Consider the following 14,468-nt stretch of genomic DNA (forward strand, 5'->3'; position numbering starts at 1 on the left):
TGCGTTCCCATGCTGCCCGTCGTCGCCCTGGTCGGTCGCCCCAATGTCGGTAAATCGACCCTTTTCAACGCACTGACGCGCAGCCGCGACGCCCTGGTGGCTGACATGCCGGGCGTCACCCGCGACCGCCACTACGGTGTGTGCCGCACCGGCGAGCGCCCGTTCGTGGTGGTCGACACCGGCGGCCTCTCCGGTGTCGAGGAGGGCCTGGACGCGCTCACCGCGCAGCAGGTCCGCCTGGCGATCGAGGAAGCCCAGGTGCTGGTCTTCGTGGTCGATGCGCGCGACGGCCTGCTGCCGCAGGATCGCGCCATCCTCGAAGACCTGCGCCGCAGCGGGAAGCCGATCATCGCCGCGGTCAACAAGACCGACGGCGTCGACGTGCAGACCGCGCTGTCGGAGTTCGCCGTCTTCGGCCTGGCCTCGACGCTGCCGCTGTCGGCCGCACACAACCGCGGCACAGACGAGCTCATCCATCACGTGTTGCCGCTGCTGCCGGAAGACGCGCACGAGGAGGTCGCCCCTGAGGACGAAGGCGCCATCCGCGTGGCCATCGTCGGGCGTCCGAATGCCGGCAAGTCCACCCTCATCAATCGCCTACTCGGCGAAGAGCGGCTGATCGTCTCCAGCGTTGCCGGCACCACGCGCGATCCCATCCGCGTACCGTTGGAGCGCGACGGCCGCCGCTATGTGCTGATCGATACCGCCGGTGTGCGCCGCAAGGCGCGCGTCGAGGAAGCTGTCGAGAAGTTCAGCGTCATCAAGACCCTGCAGTCGATCGCCGCCGCCCAGGTGGTGGTGATCATGGTCGATGCGCGGGAAAACCTCGCCGACCAGGACCTCACCCTCATCGGCCATGCCGTGGACGAGGGCAGGGCGGTCGTCATTGCCATCAACAAATGGGACGGCATGGACGCGTACCAGCGCGAACAATGCCAACGCGCGCTGGAGCGCCGTCTGCAGTTCGTCGATTGGGCCAAGCAGGTCTTCATCTCGGCGCTGCACGGCTCGGGCCTGCGCGAACTGATGCGCGCCATTGTGCGCGCCCACGACGCCGCCACGCGTGAGATGGGCTCCTCCGAACTCACCCGCACGCTGGAGCGCGCCTACGAGGGCTACCAGCCACCGCTGGTGCGCGGCCATGCACCGAAGCTGCGTTTCGCCCATCCGGGCGGCAGCAATCCGCCGACCATCGTCATCCACGGCAGCCGCACCAAGCACATCGCGCCGGCCTATCGCCGCTACCTGGAAGGCTTCTTTCGCAAGCGCTTCCGCCTCGAAGGCACGCCTGTGCGCATCGAATTCCGCGAAGGCGAGAACCCCTACGCCGGCAAGAAGAACGTGCTCACCGAAGGCCAGCTCCGCAAGCGGCAGCGCATGATCCGCGAGATGAAGCGCCGCAAGCGCTGAGCGTGGTGAGCGATAAAGCTCACAGCCGTTCATCACGGAGTTCACGAGTCGCCATCCTGCCGAGGGTCGCCTTGGCACCTTAAGACCGTCATTCCGGCTCAGGCCGGAATCCAGTAGCGACAGCGCTCGCAAGAGCCTCAGCGCCCATCCGCGACGCCTCGGATTCGAAAGCCGGTCGCCATCGTGACTGCCGGCTTTTTCGTTGTTGGGCGACTCGCTTCGCTCGCTTTGATGCCACTCACGGCGTTCCCGCGCTGCGCTCCGTCTCGCATGCACCGAAACGAAGGCCGCAACGAAGCCCCCGCATTTTCACCCCTGCCTACGACGGCATGCCCCCATGACGCACCCCTCCGCGGATCGTCCTAAACTCCGCACATGACCGAGTCCTTCAATCGCGAAAGCTGGCTCGCCGAGCTGCGCCAGCGCGTGCCGGAAATCGCCCCGGCGGAAGCCCTTGCCCGGCAGGCGGGCGGCGCCTTGCTGATCGACGTGCGCGAGGACAATGAACGCGCCGATGGCACGCCCAGCGGTGCGCTGGGTTTGTCCCGGGGTTTTCTGGAACTGCGCATCGAACAGGTGGAGGCCGACCGCGGCCGGCCGATCGTGGCGCTCTGCGGCAGCGGCCAGCGCTCGCTGCTCGCCGCCGAAGCCTTGCAGCGCATGGGCTATCGGCAGGTCTATTCGGTCGCGGGCGGCTTCAACCGCTGGAAGGCCGAAGGCCTGCCGGTGGCCACAGGAAGCCTCGATGCCGACGCCGCCGAGCGCTATTCGCGCCAGCTCCGCCTGCCGCAGGTCGGCGAAGCCGGGCAGGCCAGGCTGGGCGCGGCGAAGATCGTCCTGCTCGGCGCCGGCGGTCTCGGCGCGCCGGCCGCGCTCTATCTCGCCGCGGCGGGCATGGGGCAACTCACCCTGATCGACGACGACCGCGTGGAGCGGTCCAACCTCCACCGCCAGGTGATCCACGCCGATGCCCGCGTCGGCATGGCCAAGACCGAGTCCGCCCGCCTCGCGCTGAACGCGCTCAATCCGCGCGTGCGCATCGAAACGCGCGAGGAACGCCTGCGTGCCGACAACGTGGAACGCCTGCTGGCCGGCCACGACCTCATCATCGACGGCGCCGACAACTTCCCGGCGCGCTACCTCGTCGCCGCCGCGTCGCGCCAGCTCGGCCTGCCCATGGTGTACGGCGCGGTCGAGCGCTTCACCGGCCAGGTGAGCGTGTTCGATCCGCGCCAGTCGGACGCACCGTGCTACCGCTGCCTTTTCCCGGAACCGCCGTCCGCTGCGGAAGCGCCGAACTGCAGCGAGGCCGGCGTGCTCGGCGTGCTGCCCGGCCTGATCGGCCTGTTGCAGGCCACCGAGGCGCTGAAGCTGGTGCTGGGGCTGGGCGAACCGCTGGTCGGACGTCTGCTGCACGTCGATGCGCTGACCATGCGTTTCCGCGAGACGCGCCTGCGCCGCGACCCGGCATGTCCTGGCTGCGGCCAGGGCGCCACCTTCGCCGGCTACGAGGACATCGCGCAGCTCTGCGCGACGGCCTAGCGCGCCGGCATCAGGCGAGGTCGTCCGGGATCAGCGAATACACCGCCGCGTCTAGCACGTCCTCGCCGATCACCAGCCGGCGGCGGCCGATGCCCTCGAACTGCGCGCCGGCTTTTGCCGCGCAACGGCGGCTGGCCTGGTTCTCTTCGGCGGCCAAAATCTCCACCCGCACCAGCCCCAGGGTTTCGAAACCGAAGCGCGCCACCGCCGGTACTGCGCGCGGTGCGATGCCCTGGCCCTGGCGCGACTGCCGCACCCAGTAGCCGAGGTTGGCGCTGCGGTGCTGCCGGTTGAACTGGTTGAGCCCCACGCCGCCGGCCACGCTGCCGTCGGCCTCGTCGACGATGGCGAAGGCGAACAGTTCCTCGAGCTGCCAGCTCGCCTGGGCGTGGGCGATCCAGGCCACGCTGTCGTCGCGCGCATAGCCCTCGCGGCACCAGGGCAGCCAGCGCCCCACGCTCTGGATGGATTCGCTCGCGGCGGCGAACAGCGCATCCGCATCGTCCGGTTGCCACGGTCGAACCCGCAGCGAACCCGGCAATAGCGCGAAGGACGGCCAGGGAGTGTCGTCTTGAGACATGGGCGGTTTGTGCGTGTCCGGGCCAGCCCGGATAATAGGCCTCTTTGCAGGCGGGCAACGACCATGAGCGCACGGATCATCGACGGCAAACGCATCGCCAAGGAGCTGCTCGACCGCATCGGCCGCCGCGTGGCCGAGCGCAAGGCGCAGGGCCTGGCGGAGCCCGGCCTCGCCGTGGTGCTGGTGGGCGACGATCCGGCCTCCGCCGTCTATGTGCGCAACAAGCGCGCCGCGTGCAAGCAGGTGGGCTTCCGCTCCTTCGGCTACGACCTGCCGGCCAGCACCACCCAGGAAGCACTTTTCACGCTGATCGACCAGCTCAACGCCGACCCCGCCGTGCACGGCATCCTCGTGCAATCGCCGCTGCCCGAGCACATCGACGAGGACGCCCTGGTCGACCGCATCGATCCGGCGAAAGACGTGGACGGCTTCCAGGCGATCAACATCGGCCGCCTGGTGCTGCGCCGCTTCGGCCTGCGCCCGTGCACGCCGCGCGGCGTGATGACCCTGCTGGGCCACACCGACCGTCCCGTGCGCGGCCAGCACGCCGTCGTTGTCGGTGTCTCCAACCACGTCGGCCGCCCGCTGTTGCTGGAGCTGCTGATCGCCGGCTGCACCACCACGGCCTGCCACAAGTTCACCCGCGACCTGGAAAGCCACGTGCGCCAGGCCGATATCGTCATCGTCGCCGCCGGCAAGCCGGGCCTGGTCAAGGGCGAATGGATCAAGCCGGGCGCGGTAGTGATCGACGTGGGCATCAACCGCCTGGAAGACGGCCGCCTGGTCGGCGACGTGGAGTTCGGCCCCGCCTCCGAACGCGCGAGCTGGATCACTCCGGTCCCCGGCGGCGTCGGCCCGATGACGGTCGCCACGCTGCTGGAAAATACCCTGGAAGCGGCAGAATCCCACGGCGCCACGCACAAGGTGCGCTGAGCGTTTCCCGGCGCCGCCACCGGCCCACTGCGACCTTTCGTTCCCCCCGTGGCGCTGGCGGCGCCTCGGGCGGATGCGTATAATTCCATCTTTGCAGCGGGACAAAATCGCATGCGCATCCTCGCCGAGGCTCTCACCTACGACGACGTCTATCTCGTTCCGGCCCATTCGGCCGTCCTACCACGCGACGTCGATACTTCCACGCGGCTGACCCGCGACCTGCGCCTCAATATCCCGATCGTGTCCGCCGCCATGGACACCGTCACCGAAGCCCGCCTCGCCATCACCATGGCCCAGCAGGGCGGCATCGGCATCATCCACAAGAACATGACCGCCGAGCAGCAGGCCGCCGAAGTGCGCCTGGTGAAGAAGTTCGAGGCCGGCGTCATCCGCAGCCCGATTACCGTAGGCCCCAACACTTCCATTCGCGAAGTGCTGCAGCTGACCCGCGCCAACAACATCTCCGGCGTGCCGGTGGTGGAAGGCGAGAAGCTGGTCGGCATCGTCACCAGCCGCGACCTGCGCTTCGAGCGCAAGCACGACGATCCGGTGCGCAACATCATGACGCGCCAGGACAAGCTGGTCACCGTGAAGGAAGGTGCCAGCCATGACGACGTGCTGCAACTGCTGCACCAGAACCGCATCGAGAAAGTGCTGGTCGTCAACGACGACTTCCAGCTGCGCGGCCTGATCACCGTCAAGGACATCCAGAAGGCCCGCGACAACCCCAACGCCGCCAAGGATCGCCACGAGCGCCTGCTGGTCGGCGCCGCGGTCGGCGTGGGCGGCGACACCGAGCAGCGCGTCGCCGCGCTGGTGGACGCCGGCGTGGACGTGCTGGTGGTCGACACCGCGCACGGCCATTCGCAGGGCGTGATCGAACGCGCCGCGTGGGTCAAGAAGAACTTCCCGCAGGTGCAGGTGATCGCCGGCAACATCGTCACCGGCGAGGCGGCGCGCGCACTGCTGCATGCCGGCGTCGACGCGGTGAAGGTCGGCGTGGGCCCGGGCTCCATCTGCACCACTCGCGTGGTGGCCGGCGTGGGCGTGCCGCAGATCACCGCGATCGACCTGGTCGCCACCGCGCTGAAGGACGAAATCCCGCTGATCGCCGACGGCGGCATTCGCTATTCCGGCGACATCCCCAAGGCGCTGGCCGCGGGCGCGTCGAGCGTGATGCTCGGCTCCATGTTCGCCGGCACCGAGGAATCACCCGGCGAGGTCGAACTGTTCCAGGGCCGTTCCTACAAGAGCTACCGTGGCATGGGCTCGCTCGGCGCGATGGCGCTGGGCTCCAAGGACCGCTACTTCCAGGACGAGGCCGACGCCGACAAGCTGGTGCCGGAAGGCATCGAAGGCCGCGTGCCGTACCGCGGTCCGCTGCGCAACATCATCCACCAGCTGATCGGCGGCCTGCGCGCCTCCATGGGCTACCTCGGCGCGGCCACCATCGAGGACGTGCGCAAGAATGCGCAGTTCGTGAAGGTGACGTCCGCCGGCGTGACCGAAGCGCATCCGCACGACATCCAGATCACCAAGGAAGCGCCGAACTACCGGCTCAACTCGTAAGTGATCCTCAGCGCCGGCCACATGGCCGGCGCTTCGTTTCCAGCCGCCGGCGCCGGGTGTCCGTTGCCGGCGGCGCTTTTCGAAGACAGGCGCGGGCAGGGCCGCCTGCCGCGCATCGGAGCCGGACCGTGACCGACATCCATAGCGACAAAATCCTCATCCTCGATTTCGGCGCGCAATACACGCAGCTGATCGCCCGCCGCGTCCGCGAGATCGGCGTGTACTGCGAGATCTGGGCCTGGGACCATGACCCGGCGGAGATCGCCAAGTTCGGCGCCAAGGGCATCATCCTGTCCGGCGGTCCCGAATCCACCACGCTGCCCGGCGCACCCAAGGCGCCGCAGGAAGTGTTCGATTCGGGCCTGCCCATCCTCGGCATCTGCTACGGCATGCAGACGCTCGCCGCGCAGCTCGGCGGCGCCACCGAGGCGGCCGACGCGCGCGAGTTCGGTCATGCGCAGGTAGAAGTCGTCGCCGAAGACAGCCTGCTGTCCGGCCTCACCGATCATCCGGAAGAGGGCAAGGCGCTGCTCGACGTGTGGATGAGCCACGGCGACCACGTCGCCGAAGCGCCTCCCGGTTTCACCATCACCGGCCGCACCGACCGCGTGCCGGTCGCCACCATGTCGAACGAAGCCAGGCGCTGGTACGGCGTGCAGTTCCATCCGGAAGTCACGCACACCAAGCAGGGCGGCGCGCTGCTCAAGCGCTTCGTCACCGAGATCTGCGGCTGCCGCACGCTATGGACCGCCGCCAACATCATCGAAGACCAGATCGAGCGCGTGCGCGCCCAGGTGGGCGACGACCACGTGCTGCTGGGCCTCTCCGGCGGCGTGGACTCCTCCGTCGTCGCCGCGCTGCTGCACCGGGCCATCGGCGACCGCCTGACCTGCGTCTTCGTGGACACCGGCCTGCTGCGCTGGCAGGAAGGCGACCAGGTGATGGCCACCATGGCTCAGCACATGGGTGTGAAGGTGATCCGCGTCGACGCCGCCGCGCGCTACTTCAAGGCGCTGGAAGGCGTGGCCGACCCCGAAGACAAGCGCAAGATCATCGGCCGCCTGTTCGTGGAGATCTTCGACGAGGAATCGGCGAAGGTCACCGCTGCCGGCAATGGCCAGGTGAAGTGGCTGGCCCAGGGCACCATCTATCCCGACGTGATCGAGTCGGCCGGCAGCAAGACCGGCAAGGCACACGTCATCAAGAGCCACCACAACGTCGGCGGCCTGCCCGAGCACATGAAGCTCAAGCTGGTCGAACCGCTGCGCGAACTGTTCAAGGACGAAGTCCGCCGCATCGGCGTCGAGCTCGGCCTGCCGCGCGAAATGGTCTACCGCCACCCATTCCCCGGCCCCGGCCTGGGCGTGCGCATCCTGGGCGAAGTGAAGCCCGAATATGCCGAACTCCTCGCCCGCGCCGACGCCATCTTCATCGAGGAGCTGCGCCGCTGGGACCTCTACGACAAGACCAGCCAGGCCTTCGCCGTGTTCTTGCCGGTGAAGTCAGTGGGCGTCGTAGGCGATGCCCGTGCCTACGAGTGGGTGATCGCCCTGCGCGCGGTAGAGACCATCGATTTCATGACGGCGCATTGGGCGCACCTGCCGTATGACTTCCTGGGCAAGGTGTCGAACCGGATCATCAACGAACTGCGCGGCGTCTCGCGTGTGGTGTACGACATCAGCGGTAAGCCGCCGGCGACGATCGAGTGGGAGTGAATTGAGGCCTGCGAGGTAACAGTCGACGCCCGGATGTTGACCTCGTACATGCTGGACGCGTTGAACGTTCCATCCGCCCGGAACGGAGTCGCCAGGCCTTTGCGACTCTCGCCCCCAATATTCGCAGGGCACGAGGGGGCGGAGCGGCGGTACAGCGTCACCTCCATGGCGGAACCTCAGCCAGGCCCATCACTGGCGGCGGCAAGCAGCGGCACGATCAGGTCGCTGATCGGCGTAGGGATACCGTGCAATCGACCACGTCGCCGCACCACTCCGTTGCGGCTATCCCATTCCAGCGGACGGCCGGCCTGTCGGTCGGCGAGTATCGACGTGCCGAGGTCCGGCGGATAACTCTGGAACGCATCGACGATCTCTTGCGGGACTTCGTCGCCCAGCGTCGCCCCCTCTGCCCGGGCAACCTGAAGGCATTCCTGCAAATAGGCCAGCGCCAGCCCGGCGATGTCGGCGCGTGAATACATGCCGGAGCGCCGACCCGCGAGAACCATCAAACCGGCGGCCGCGTTCTGCAAAAGCTTGCGCCACGCGACGGAGGCGAAATCGGCCGCCACGTCGACCGAACACCGTGTGCCGCTCAACGCCGCAAGGACCACGCTGGTTTCTGGTGAGTCCGGCAAGGTAAGTCGCGCCTTGCCCCGTAGCCAGACCGAGGTGTCGGATTCGCGTTGGGCAGGAAACCATACCACCGAGGGTAGGACCGGGCTGTCGGGCACATAAGGCGTGAAGAGCGACTTCTGTTCCACCCCGTTTTGCAGCACGCAGACCACCGTTCCTTTACCGCATAAGGCGGAAAGCCATGGTGCTGCCGCGTCTATCTGCGTGGATTTCACCGCGACAAAGACCAGGTCGAACGTGCTTTCGACTTCAGCAGGATGGGTATGTACAGGTCCCGGCACCGCGATGCGGCCGCCGTCGAAGCGCAGTTCCAGATGCTCGTGCGCTGAGCGGCCGAAAAGCGTCGGTGTGCGTCCGGCCTCATGCAGGGCTGCCGCCACCGTCGTGCCGATCGCGCCCGGCCCAACGATGGCGATCCTTGGATTTTCTGACATCGTCATTATCGTCCCGTCAAAATTATCTGTGCCGCGTCGGTAGCAGCAATCAAGTGACATGCCGATGATCCGCATGTCGCTAGCCTCTACTTCAGCACATCGGCGACCAAGGCGCGGGCGACACAGATTGAGAAGCAATCGGGAGATTGGAAGCACCGTTCTGAAGGCCCAGCGCTTTGCACGCATGGCCTCGTACGTTCACTGTTCCGCGCTGAGAAAATCGATGAGGCTGAAGGGCGCACGCTCACCCAGGCAAAGGTCCAGGACCCGGTGCGCCCCCGCGGCAGCGACCTCGCTGCGCGAGAACATCGCCGCCTCATAGGTAGCTAGTGCATGCTCGATGTCTCCAGGCCGTGCGGCTATGGCCTCGCCAAGCTCGGCCCCGTCGAGCATCGCCAGGTTTGCGCCGTCGCCGGCCGGCGGCGACAGATGTGCGGCGTCGCCGAGCAGCGTCACGCCTGGCGTACGAGCCCATCGGTGACCCACTGGCAGCGCGTTGACCGTTCGCAGGACCAGCCCCGTGTCGCTACCGGTGATCAACGTGGTGAGCGCCGATGTCCACCCGTCGAACTCGGAGGCTATCCGGGTTTTCGCAGTCGCGGTGTCGTTGAAGTCGATGTCCGCAAACCACGCCGCCGGTCGCATCAGTTGAACGTAGGTGTGCAGCACGCCATCCGGCTCGCGGTGCGCGCTAATTCCTTTGCCCGGTTCGAGCGCGAACATCCCGCCGGCCCCAACTGCCGCGGCCGTGGCGGGGAACCGCCGATCCACGTCATGCAGGTAGGTCTCGACGAAGGACACGCCGACATAGGCGGGCTCCGCGTCCGACACCAGCGGGCGCACCTTCGACCAGGCGCCATCGGCGCCGACCAGCCATTGGGTCTCGACCGTCGAGCCATCCGTGAAAGTCAGCTCGTGACGACCGCCGCCCAGCGGCCTGACGCCGGCTAGCTTCCGCCCCCACCGGATCGTCCCCGCAGGCAGGGAGTCGATGAGGACTCGCCGCAGGTCGCCCCGGAGCACCTCGGGACGCCTGCCGTCCCCGGGTTGGTCGAGCAGCACATGGCCGTGTCGGTCGAGCGCGCGCATCGCGTCGCCACCGTCGTGAACGATGGCGCGGAATGCATCCGTCAGGCCGGCGGCAGCGAGCGCGCGCTGACCGTCGTGTTCGTGAACGTCGAGCTGGCCGCCTTGACTGCGAGCGTGCGCGGAGGGCTCGGCTTCATAAATCGTGGCAGCGATGCCGTGGACATGCAGCACGCGGGTGAGGGTCAGGCCGCCCAGGCCTGCACCAACAATGGTGACGGAAGTGGTCATGGCGAGGCCTCGGGACGATTGGAACGACGTTCCATGTATAGCAAGGATTGGAACGGTGTTCCATATATGTCATGGTGGGTGCATGCCTAAACGAGCCCATCAGACAGCGCGGCGCACGGACGCCCTTTCCAAGGCGCGGATTGTCGAGGCAGCGATCGAGATTCTCGATGCGCGCGGGGAGACCGCTCTGACCTTCCGGGCGCTGGCGACACATCTGGCGACGGGCAGCGGGGCCATCTACTGGCATGTCGCCGACAGGAACCGCCTGCTTGCCGCCGCGACGGGCGACGTCCTCGCCCGCGCCATGGCGAAAGTGGCCAAGGAAGAGGAGCCAAAGGCCGAGATCCGCGCGATCGCGCTCGCGGTATTCGATGCGATTGACGCTCACCCCTGGATTGGCGCCCATCTTTCCCGCGAACCATGGCATGCCGCTGTTGGAGAGATCTTCGAACGCATCGGGGGATGGCTCCAGCCGCTTGGTGTTCCCGCGGATGCACAATTCGACTGCGCCTCAGCGCTGACCAACTACATCCTCGGCGTGGCCGGCCAGAACGCGGCCAATGCCCGCACGGTTCCGGGCGCAACGGATCGCAAGGCGTGGCTGGAGGGCGTAGCCACGGGCTGGATTCGGGACGATCCCGAATCGCACCCATTTCTTCGGCGAGTGGCGGCGCAGCTGAGCGAGCATGACGATCGCCAACAATTCGTTGCCGGCGTCGACTTCATCCTGGCGGGCGCCTGCGTCAAGCGAAACACCTAGGCCGTGCGGCGCGGCCCGGGTAGTGAGCACTGCTGGGCACTGACTTTCGCCAGCGTTTTGAATATAGCCGACGTGCGCTCCAGGCGGGCGATCGTTCGCGCGCCTTCGAGGGCCGCTACCAATGCGGATGCGGTAGAAGATGCGCGTGCGGGAGTGAAGCCACACCCCCTGAAATGCGCCGCAATGACTGCGGTCGAATCGACGAATCCGCGCGCGACCCGCTGGGTCAGCTCGGCGTCGAGTGCGGGTAGCTCATTCGCCAGATTTTGCATCAGGCATCCGTATTGGAAATCGGAAGCGATCATCTCGGCGGCGAATGTTTTGAAAATCTGGCGGACAAATTTCAGGGCATCGCCTGTCGTATTCGCAGAGATATCCTGCAAAACCGCAATCCTATTCGCGACGTATTGGTCGATCGCTTCTTCCGCGAGCTGTGTCTTGCCGCGTGGGAAGTGAAAGTAAAACGATCCTTTGGGTGCACCGCTTTCTTCAATGATCTGGCTCAATCCAGTCGCAGTGTAGCCCTGGATGCGAAACAGCCGTTGGGCGGTGGCAATGGCGTTAGCGCGGGCGTTGGTCTTGCGTGGCATGCAGCCAACATAACACGTTTGCTTGTATCGCTATGGCGATCGACATACTATGGCGAATGCCATAGTTTGAGGCGGAGCCTGAGCCAGTCCGCCAATTTCACGCCATCGATGTCCCGACAGCCGTCGTGGCGGCGGCCAGCCTGGCCTCGACCGGCGCGCGCGAACCCGCGGGGAGGATCTGACTTGAAAGCATCCACATATGGCGAAGGGACGCTCCCCAAGGGAGTGCGTTCGCGCATGATCTACGGGGTCAATGGCCTCGATGTTCATGTTCTCGAGGCCGGTTACGAAAGCGCCGGCCGGCCGCTCGCACTGCTCCTGCACGGCTTTCCGGATCTGGCTTACGGCTGGCGTCACCTCATCCCGATGCTGGCTGACGCCGGGTACCACGTCGTGGCGCCCGACCAGCGGGGCTTTGGCCGCACCACCGGTTGGGTGAATCGCTATGACACCCCGCTCGCGCCGTTCGGCCTCTTGAACATGACGCGTGATGCCCTCGCGCTGGTCTCGGCATTGGGATATCGGCGAACGGCCATGCTCGTCGGGCACGACCTTGGCTCGCCCGTGGCGGCGTATTGCGCGCTCGCCCGGCCTGACGTCTTTCCTTCGTTGGTGCTGATGAGCGCACCGTTTCCCGGGCCGCCGGCGTTTCCGTTCGACACCGCGCAAAGCGAGGCGCCGGCGGCTCAAGCGAACAATGACAATCAAACGTTGGCAGCCGCGCTGGCGGCGCTCGATCCGCCGAGAGAGCACTATCAGCAATACCTGAGCGCGCGGCAGGCGAACGATGACATGTGGCATCCGCCTCAAGGCCTGCACGCGTTTCTTCGTGCGTTTTTCTACGTCAAGAGCGCCGATTGGCCGGGAAACAAGCCACATCCGTTGCAGGGGCGAACCGCCACACATCTTGCACAGATGCCCACTTATTACGTGATGGATCTCGGCAAAACGATGCCCGAGACCGTCGCTCCGTTCCGACCTTCCGATGCGGACGTCTTGTCCTGCCAATGGCTCACCGAGGCCGAGCTTACGGTGTATACGCAGGAGTATGAGCGCACCGGGTTTCAAGGCGCCTTGCAGGCGTATCGGGTCTTTTCCGATCCTGAGCTAAATGCTGAGTTGCGTCTGTTTTCGGGCCGGACGATCGATGTCCCATCGCTCTTCATCGGCGGGAAAAGCGATTGGGGTACCTATTCGGCGCCAGGCGCGCTCGATCTCATGACGACGAGGGCGACAACCAGGATGGGCGCCATCGAGCTGATCGACGGCGCCGGTCACTGGATCCAGCAGGAGCAGCCGGTTCGGTTGAGCCAGCTGCTGCTCGCTTTCGCCAGGGAGGCGGGCGGAGCGCACCCGTGATTTGGAAACTTGGCGGCCGTCCTTGTATGCCGAAGTCATGCCGGCGTATGCGAAGCGGAGCTGCATAGGTATTCGAAGATCGCTCCGCAGTGCCACGTCCAGGCCACCGTGCGACAATCCCTGCGAAGAGCTCCGCGTATCCCACTGAATGAACGATATTTCCCTTAACCCGGCCCCCTCCGCGTTCTCCCCCCAGGACGAACGCTACATGCGCCGCGCCTTGCAACTGGCCGCGCATGCGCGCGATGCGGAGAACGAAGTGCCGGTGGGCGCCGTGCTCGTGCTGGACGACGAGATCGTCGGCCTCGGCTGGAACCGCAATATCACCCTCAACGATCCCACCGCCCATGCCGAGATCCAGGCGCTGCGCGCGGCGGGCGAGAAGGTGGGGAATTACCGGCTCACCGGCGCCACCCTGTACGTGACCTTGGAACCCTGCGCCATGTGCTCGATGGCGATGGTGCATGCGCGGGTGGGGCGGGTGGTCTATGGCGCGGCGGATCCGAAGACGGGTGCCGCGGGCAGCGTGTTCGATACGTTGATATCGGAGCGCCACAACCATCGCATCCAAGTGGACGGCGGGTTGCTGGCCGAGGAGTCGTCGGCGATGTTGCGCGAGTTCTTCCGCTCGCGCCGGTAAGCGCTCAGTGGCGCCAGTGGTGCCCCAGCTTCCACAGATGATCCAGCGACTTCTCCGCTTTCCCGGCGGCATCCGCCGCAGTGTGCTTCGTCCAGCGGCGTAGCGCTTTCAGCTGGGGGTGATCCTTGGCCTCAGGCAGCAGCTCCTTGCACAGGGCGCGGGCGGTTAGGCGGTCATGGGCTTCGCCCAGGTGGGTCTGCACTTCGGCCAGGCGGTCCAGCCAGGCTTGGGTGGCGTCGCGCGGGAACAGGGGCTGGAACAGTTCTAGCGTGTAGCGAAGTTTTTTGGTCGCCGTGCGGGCGCGGTGCAGGCGTTCGCGGTTGTCGTGCATGCGGGCGGCGCGTTTTCGCAGTTGCCGCACGCGGCTGTCGATCAGGTGGCCGGCGGCCGCGCGCAGCTCGTCGTCGGTCACGCCGCGATGCACGTCGACCCAGGCATGGAAAGTGTGCGTGGGCATGGTCAGCCGGGTCTTCTTCAGGCCCTCGACCGTATCGCGATGAAGCTGTACGCGCTTGGCGTTCAGTGCGTGCAGCAAGGCCTGGTCGATCCGGTCGCCATGCTCGCCGCAGTTGACGAAGGCGGGCAGGGTCTCGTCCATCAGGATGTCGAGGTCACGGGCGCCGCCGGTAGCGTTGCGGAACTGCTTGAGCTGGTCGAGCAGGCCGCCCGGCTGTTCGCCGGGCAGGGCGGACGCCACGTGGTCCAAGGTGGCAGTGAGGCGGCGCAGGTTCACCCGCCAGGCATGCAGTGCCTTGGGCTCGTATCGGCGAAGCAGGGTGGCGCGGGCCTTGGTGGCCTTGGCGAGATAGCCGTCGTAGGTATCGCAGAGCGCAACCATGGCCGAGGCAGGGGGCCGGGGCACCTTGGCGGAAGGAATCCGTTGGGGCTGCTGGCCTGGATGGGGCATCGCACTCATGGCTCGACTCGACCGCTGGAGGAAAGGCGCGGGTGGTACCCGCCATTTCTAACCGAGGCGCGGGGCGCGC

At 66.6% G+C, this 14,468-nt stretch carries 13 protein-coding genes; 8 read left to right on the forward strand and 5 right to left on the reverse strand.

What is annotated here, in order from left to right; translation table 11 throughout:
* The first annotated feature begins 9 nt into the window (after positions 1-9).
* Together der and moeB are read left to right on the forward strand one after the other, a co-directional pair.
* Positions 10-1,410 (forward strand): ribosome biogenesis GTPase Der, encoded by a 1,401-nt coding sequence (gene der, locus RKE25_RS11225; RefSeq protein WP_311838181.1) that lies wholly within the window; start codon positions 10-12, stop codon positions 1,408-1,410.
* Positions 1,411-1,785: 375 nt separating this feature from the next.
* Complete coding sequence (moeB, locus tag RKE25_RS11230; RefSeq protein ID WP_311838182.1) at positions 1,786-2,952, forward strand: molybdopterin-synthase adenylyltransferase MoeB; 1,167 nt, start codon at positions 1,786-1,788, stop codon at positions 2,950-2,952.
* A 10-nt stretch (positions 2,953-2,962) separates the two neighbouring features.
* Here moeB and RKE25_RS11235 read toward each other — a convergent pair whose 3' ends face one another.
* Positions 2,963-3,532: a GNAT family protein gene (locus tag RKE25_RS11235; protein WP_311838183.1), complete on the reverse strand. Its 570-nt coding sequence runs from the start codon at positions 3,530-3,532 to the stop codon at positions 2,963-2,965.
* A 63-nt stretch (positions 3,533-3,595) separates the two neighbouring features.
* On the opposite strand from RKE25_RS11235, the gene folD reads away from it, so the two are divergent.
* From folD to guaA, 3 genes are all read left to right on the forward strand, one after another.
* On the forward strand, positions 3,596-4,465 hold the full coding sequence (gene folD, locus RKE25_RS11240) for a bifunctional methylenetetrahydrofolate dehydrogenase/methenyltetrahydrofolate cyclohydrolase FolD (protein WP_311838184.1): 870 nt from the start codon (positions 3,596-3,598) through the stop codon (positions 4,463-4,465).
* 111 nt (positions 4,466-4,576) lie between these two features.
* On the forward strand, positions 4,577-6,034 hold the full coding sequence (gene guaB / locus RKE25_RS11245) for an IMP dehydrogenase (RefSeq protein WP_311838185.1): 1,458 nt from the start codon (positions 4,577-4,579) through the stop codon (positions 6,032-6,034).
* A 128-nt stretch (positions 6,035-6,162) separates the two neighbouring features.
* Positions 6,163-7,749, forward strand: a complete 1,587-nt coding sequence (guaA, locus tag RKE25_RS11250; RefSeq protein WP_311838186.1) for a glutamine-hydrolyzing GMP synthase — start codon at positions 6,163-6,165, stop codon at positions 7,747-7,749.
* A gap of 176 nt (positions 7,750-7,925) precedes the next feature.
* Here the strand turns inward: guaA and RKE25_RS11255 are convergent, their stop codons facing one another.
* Together RKE25_RS11255 and RKE25_RS11260 are read right to left on the reverse strand one after the other, a co-directional pair.
* On the reverse strand, positions 7,926-8,891 hold the full coding sequence (locus RKE25_RS11255) for an oxidoreductase (RefSeq protein WP_311838187.1): 966 nt from the start codon (positions 8,889-8,891) through the stop codon (positions 7,926-7,928).
* A 123-nt stretch (positions 8,892-9,014) separates the two neighbouring features.
* On the reverse strand, positions 9,015-10,133 hold the full coding sequence (locus RKE25_RS11260) for an NAD(P)/FAD-dependent oxidoreductase (protein ID WP_311838188.1): 1,119 nt from the start codon (positions 10,131-10,133) through the stop codon (positions 9,015-9,017).
* Positions 10,134-10,215: 82 nt separating this feature from the next.
* Here RKE25_RS11260 and RKE25_RS11265 point away from each other — a divergent pair, with 82 nt between their 5' ends.
* Complete coding sequence (locus tag RKE25_RS11265; protein WP_311838189.1) at positions 10,216-10,893, forward strand: TetR family transcriptional regulator; 678 nt, start codon at positions 10,216-10,218, stop codon at positions 10,891-10,893.
* On the opposite strand, the gene RKE25_RS11270 is transcribed toward RKE25_RS11265, so the two are convergent.
* A complete protein-coding gene (locus RKE25_RS11270) occupies positions 10,890-11,483 on the reverse strand; it encodes a TetR/AcrR family transcriptional regulator (RefSeq protein ID WP_311838190.1) in 594 nt (197 codons plus the stop codon). The two genes, RKE25_RS11265 and RKE25_RS11270, sit on opposite strands and share 4 nt — an antisense overlap.
* A gap of 237 nt (positions 11,484-11,720) precedes the next feature.
* Here RKE25_RS11270 and RKE25_RS11275 point away from each other — a divergent pair, with 237 nt between their 5' ends.
* On the forward strand, positions 11,721-12,842 hold the full coding sequence (locus tag RKE25_RS11275; protein WP_311838191.1) for an alpha/beta hydrolase: 1,122 nt from the start codon (positions 11,721-11,723) through the stop codon (positions 12,840-12,842).
* Between the two features lie 208 nt (positions 12,843-13,050).
* Positions 13,051-13,482 (forward strand): tRNA adenosine(34) deaminase TadA, encoded by a 432-nt coding sequence (gene tadA, locus RKE25_RS11280; RefSeq protein ID WP_311838192.1) that lies wholly within the window; start codon positions 13,051-13,053, stop codon positions 13,480-13,482.
* Positions 13,483-13,486: 4 nt separating this feature from the next.
* On the opposite strand, the gene RKE25_RS11285 is transcribed toward tadA, so the two are convergent.
* Positions 13,487-14,398 carry a CHAD domain-containing protein gene (locus RKE25_RS11285; RefSeq protein ID WP_311838193.1) on the reverse strand — a complete coding sequence of 304 codons (912 nt, stop codon included), beginning with the start codon at positions 14,396-14,398 and terminating at the stop codon, positions 13,487-13,489.
* Between the last annotated feature and the right edge of the window lie 70 nt (positions 14,399-14,468).

The sequence above is a fragment of the Dyella sp. BiH032 genome, assembly GCF_031954525.1.
Classification (GTDB): Bacteria; Pseudomonadota; Gammaproteobacteria; order Xanthomonadales; family Rhodanobacteraceae; genus Dyella_D.

What these genes read in the sequence shown, in the direction of transcription:
- der (WP_311838181.1), top strand. Translation starts at nt 10, where the DNA reads ATGCTGCCCGTCGTCGCCCTGGTCGGTCGCCCCAATGTCGGTAAATCG.
- moeB (WP_311838182.1), top strand. Translation starts at nt 1,786, where the DNA reads ATGACCGAGTCCTTCAATCGCGAAAGCTGGCTCGCCGAGCTGCGCCAG.
- RKE25_RS11235 (WP_311838183.1), bottom strand. Translation starts at nt 3,532, where the DNA reads ATGTCTCAAGACGACACTCCCTGGCCGTCCTTCGCGCTATTGCCGGGT.
- folD (WP_311838184.1), top strand. Translation starts at nt 3,596, where the DNA reads ATGAGCGCACGGATCATCGACGGCAAACGCATCGCCAAGGAGCTGCTC.
- guaB (WP_311838185.1), top strand. Translation starts at nt 4,577, where the DNA reads ATGCGCATCCTCGCCGAGGCTCTCACCTACGACGACGTCTATCTCGTT.
- RKE25_RS11255 (WP_311838187.1), bottom strand. Translation starts at nt 8,891, where the DNA reads ATGCGGATCATCGGCATGTCACTTGATTGCTGCTACCGACGCGGCACA.
- RKE25_RS11260 (WP_311838188.1), bottom strand. Translation starts at nt 10,133, where the DNA reads ATGACCACTTCCGTCACCATTGTTGGTGCAGGCCTGGGCGGCCTGACC.
- RKE25_RS11265 (WP_311838189.1), top strand. Translation starts at nt 10,216, where the DNA reads ATGCCTAAACGAGCCCATCAGACAGCGCGGCGCACGGACGCCCTTTCC.
- RKE25_RS11270 (WP_311838190.1), bottom strand. Translation starts at nt 11,483, where the DNA reads ATGCCACGCAAGACCAACGCCCGCGCTAACGCCATTGCCACCGCCCAA.
- RKE25_RS11275 (WP_311838191.1), top strand. Translation starts at nt 11,721, where the DNA reads ATGATCTACGGGGTCAATGGCCTCGATGTTCATGTTCTCGAGGCCGGT.
- tadA (WP_311838192.1), top strand. Translation starts at nt 13,051, where the DNA reads ATGCGCCGCGCCTTGCAACTGGCCGCGCATGCGCGCGATGCGGAGAAC.
- RKE25_RS11285 (WP_311838193.1), bottom strand. Translation starts at nt 14,398, where the DNA reads ATGAGTGCGATGCCCCATCCAGGCCAGCAGCCCCAACGGATTCCTTCC.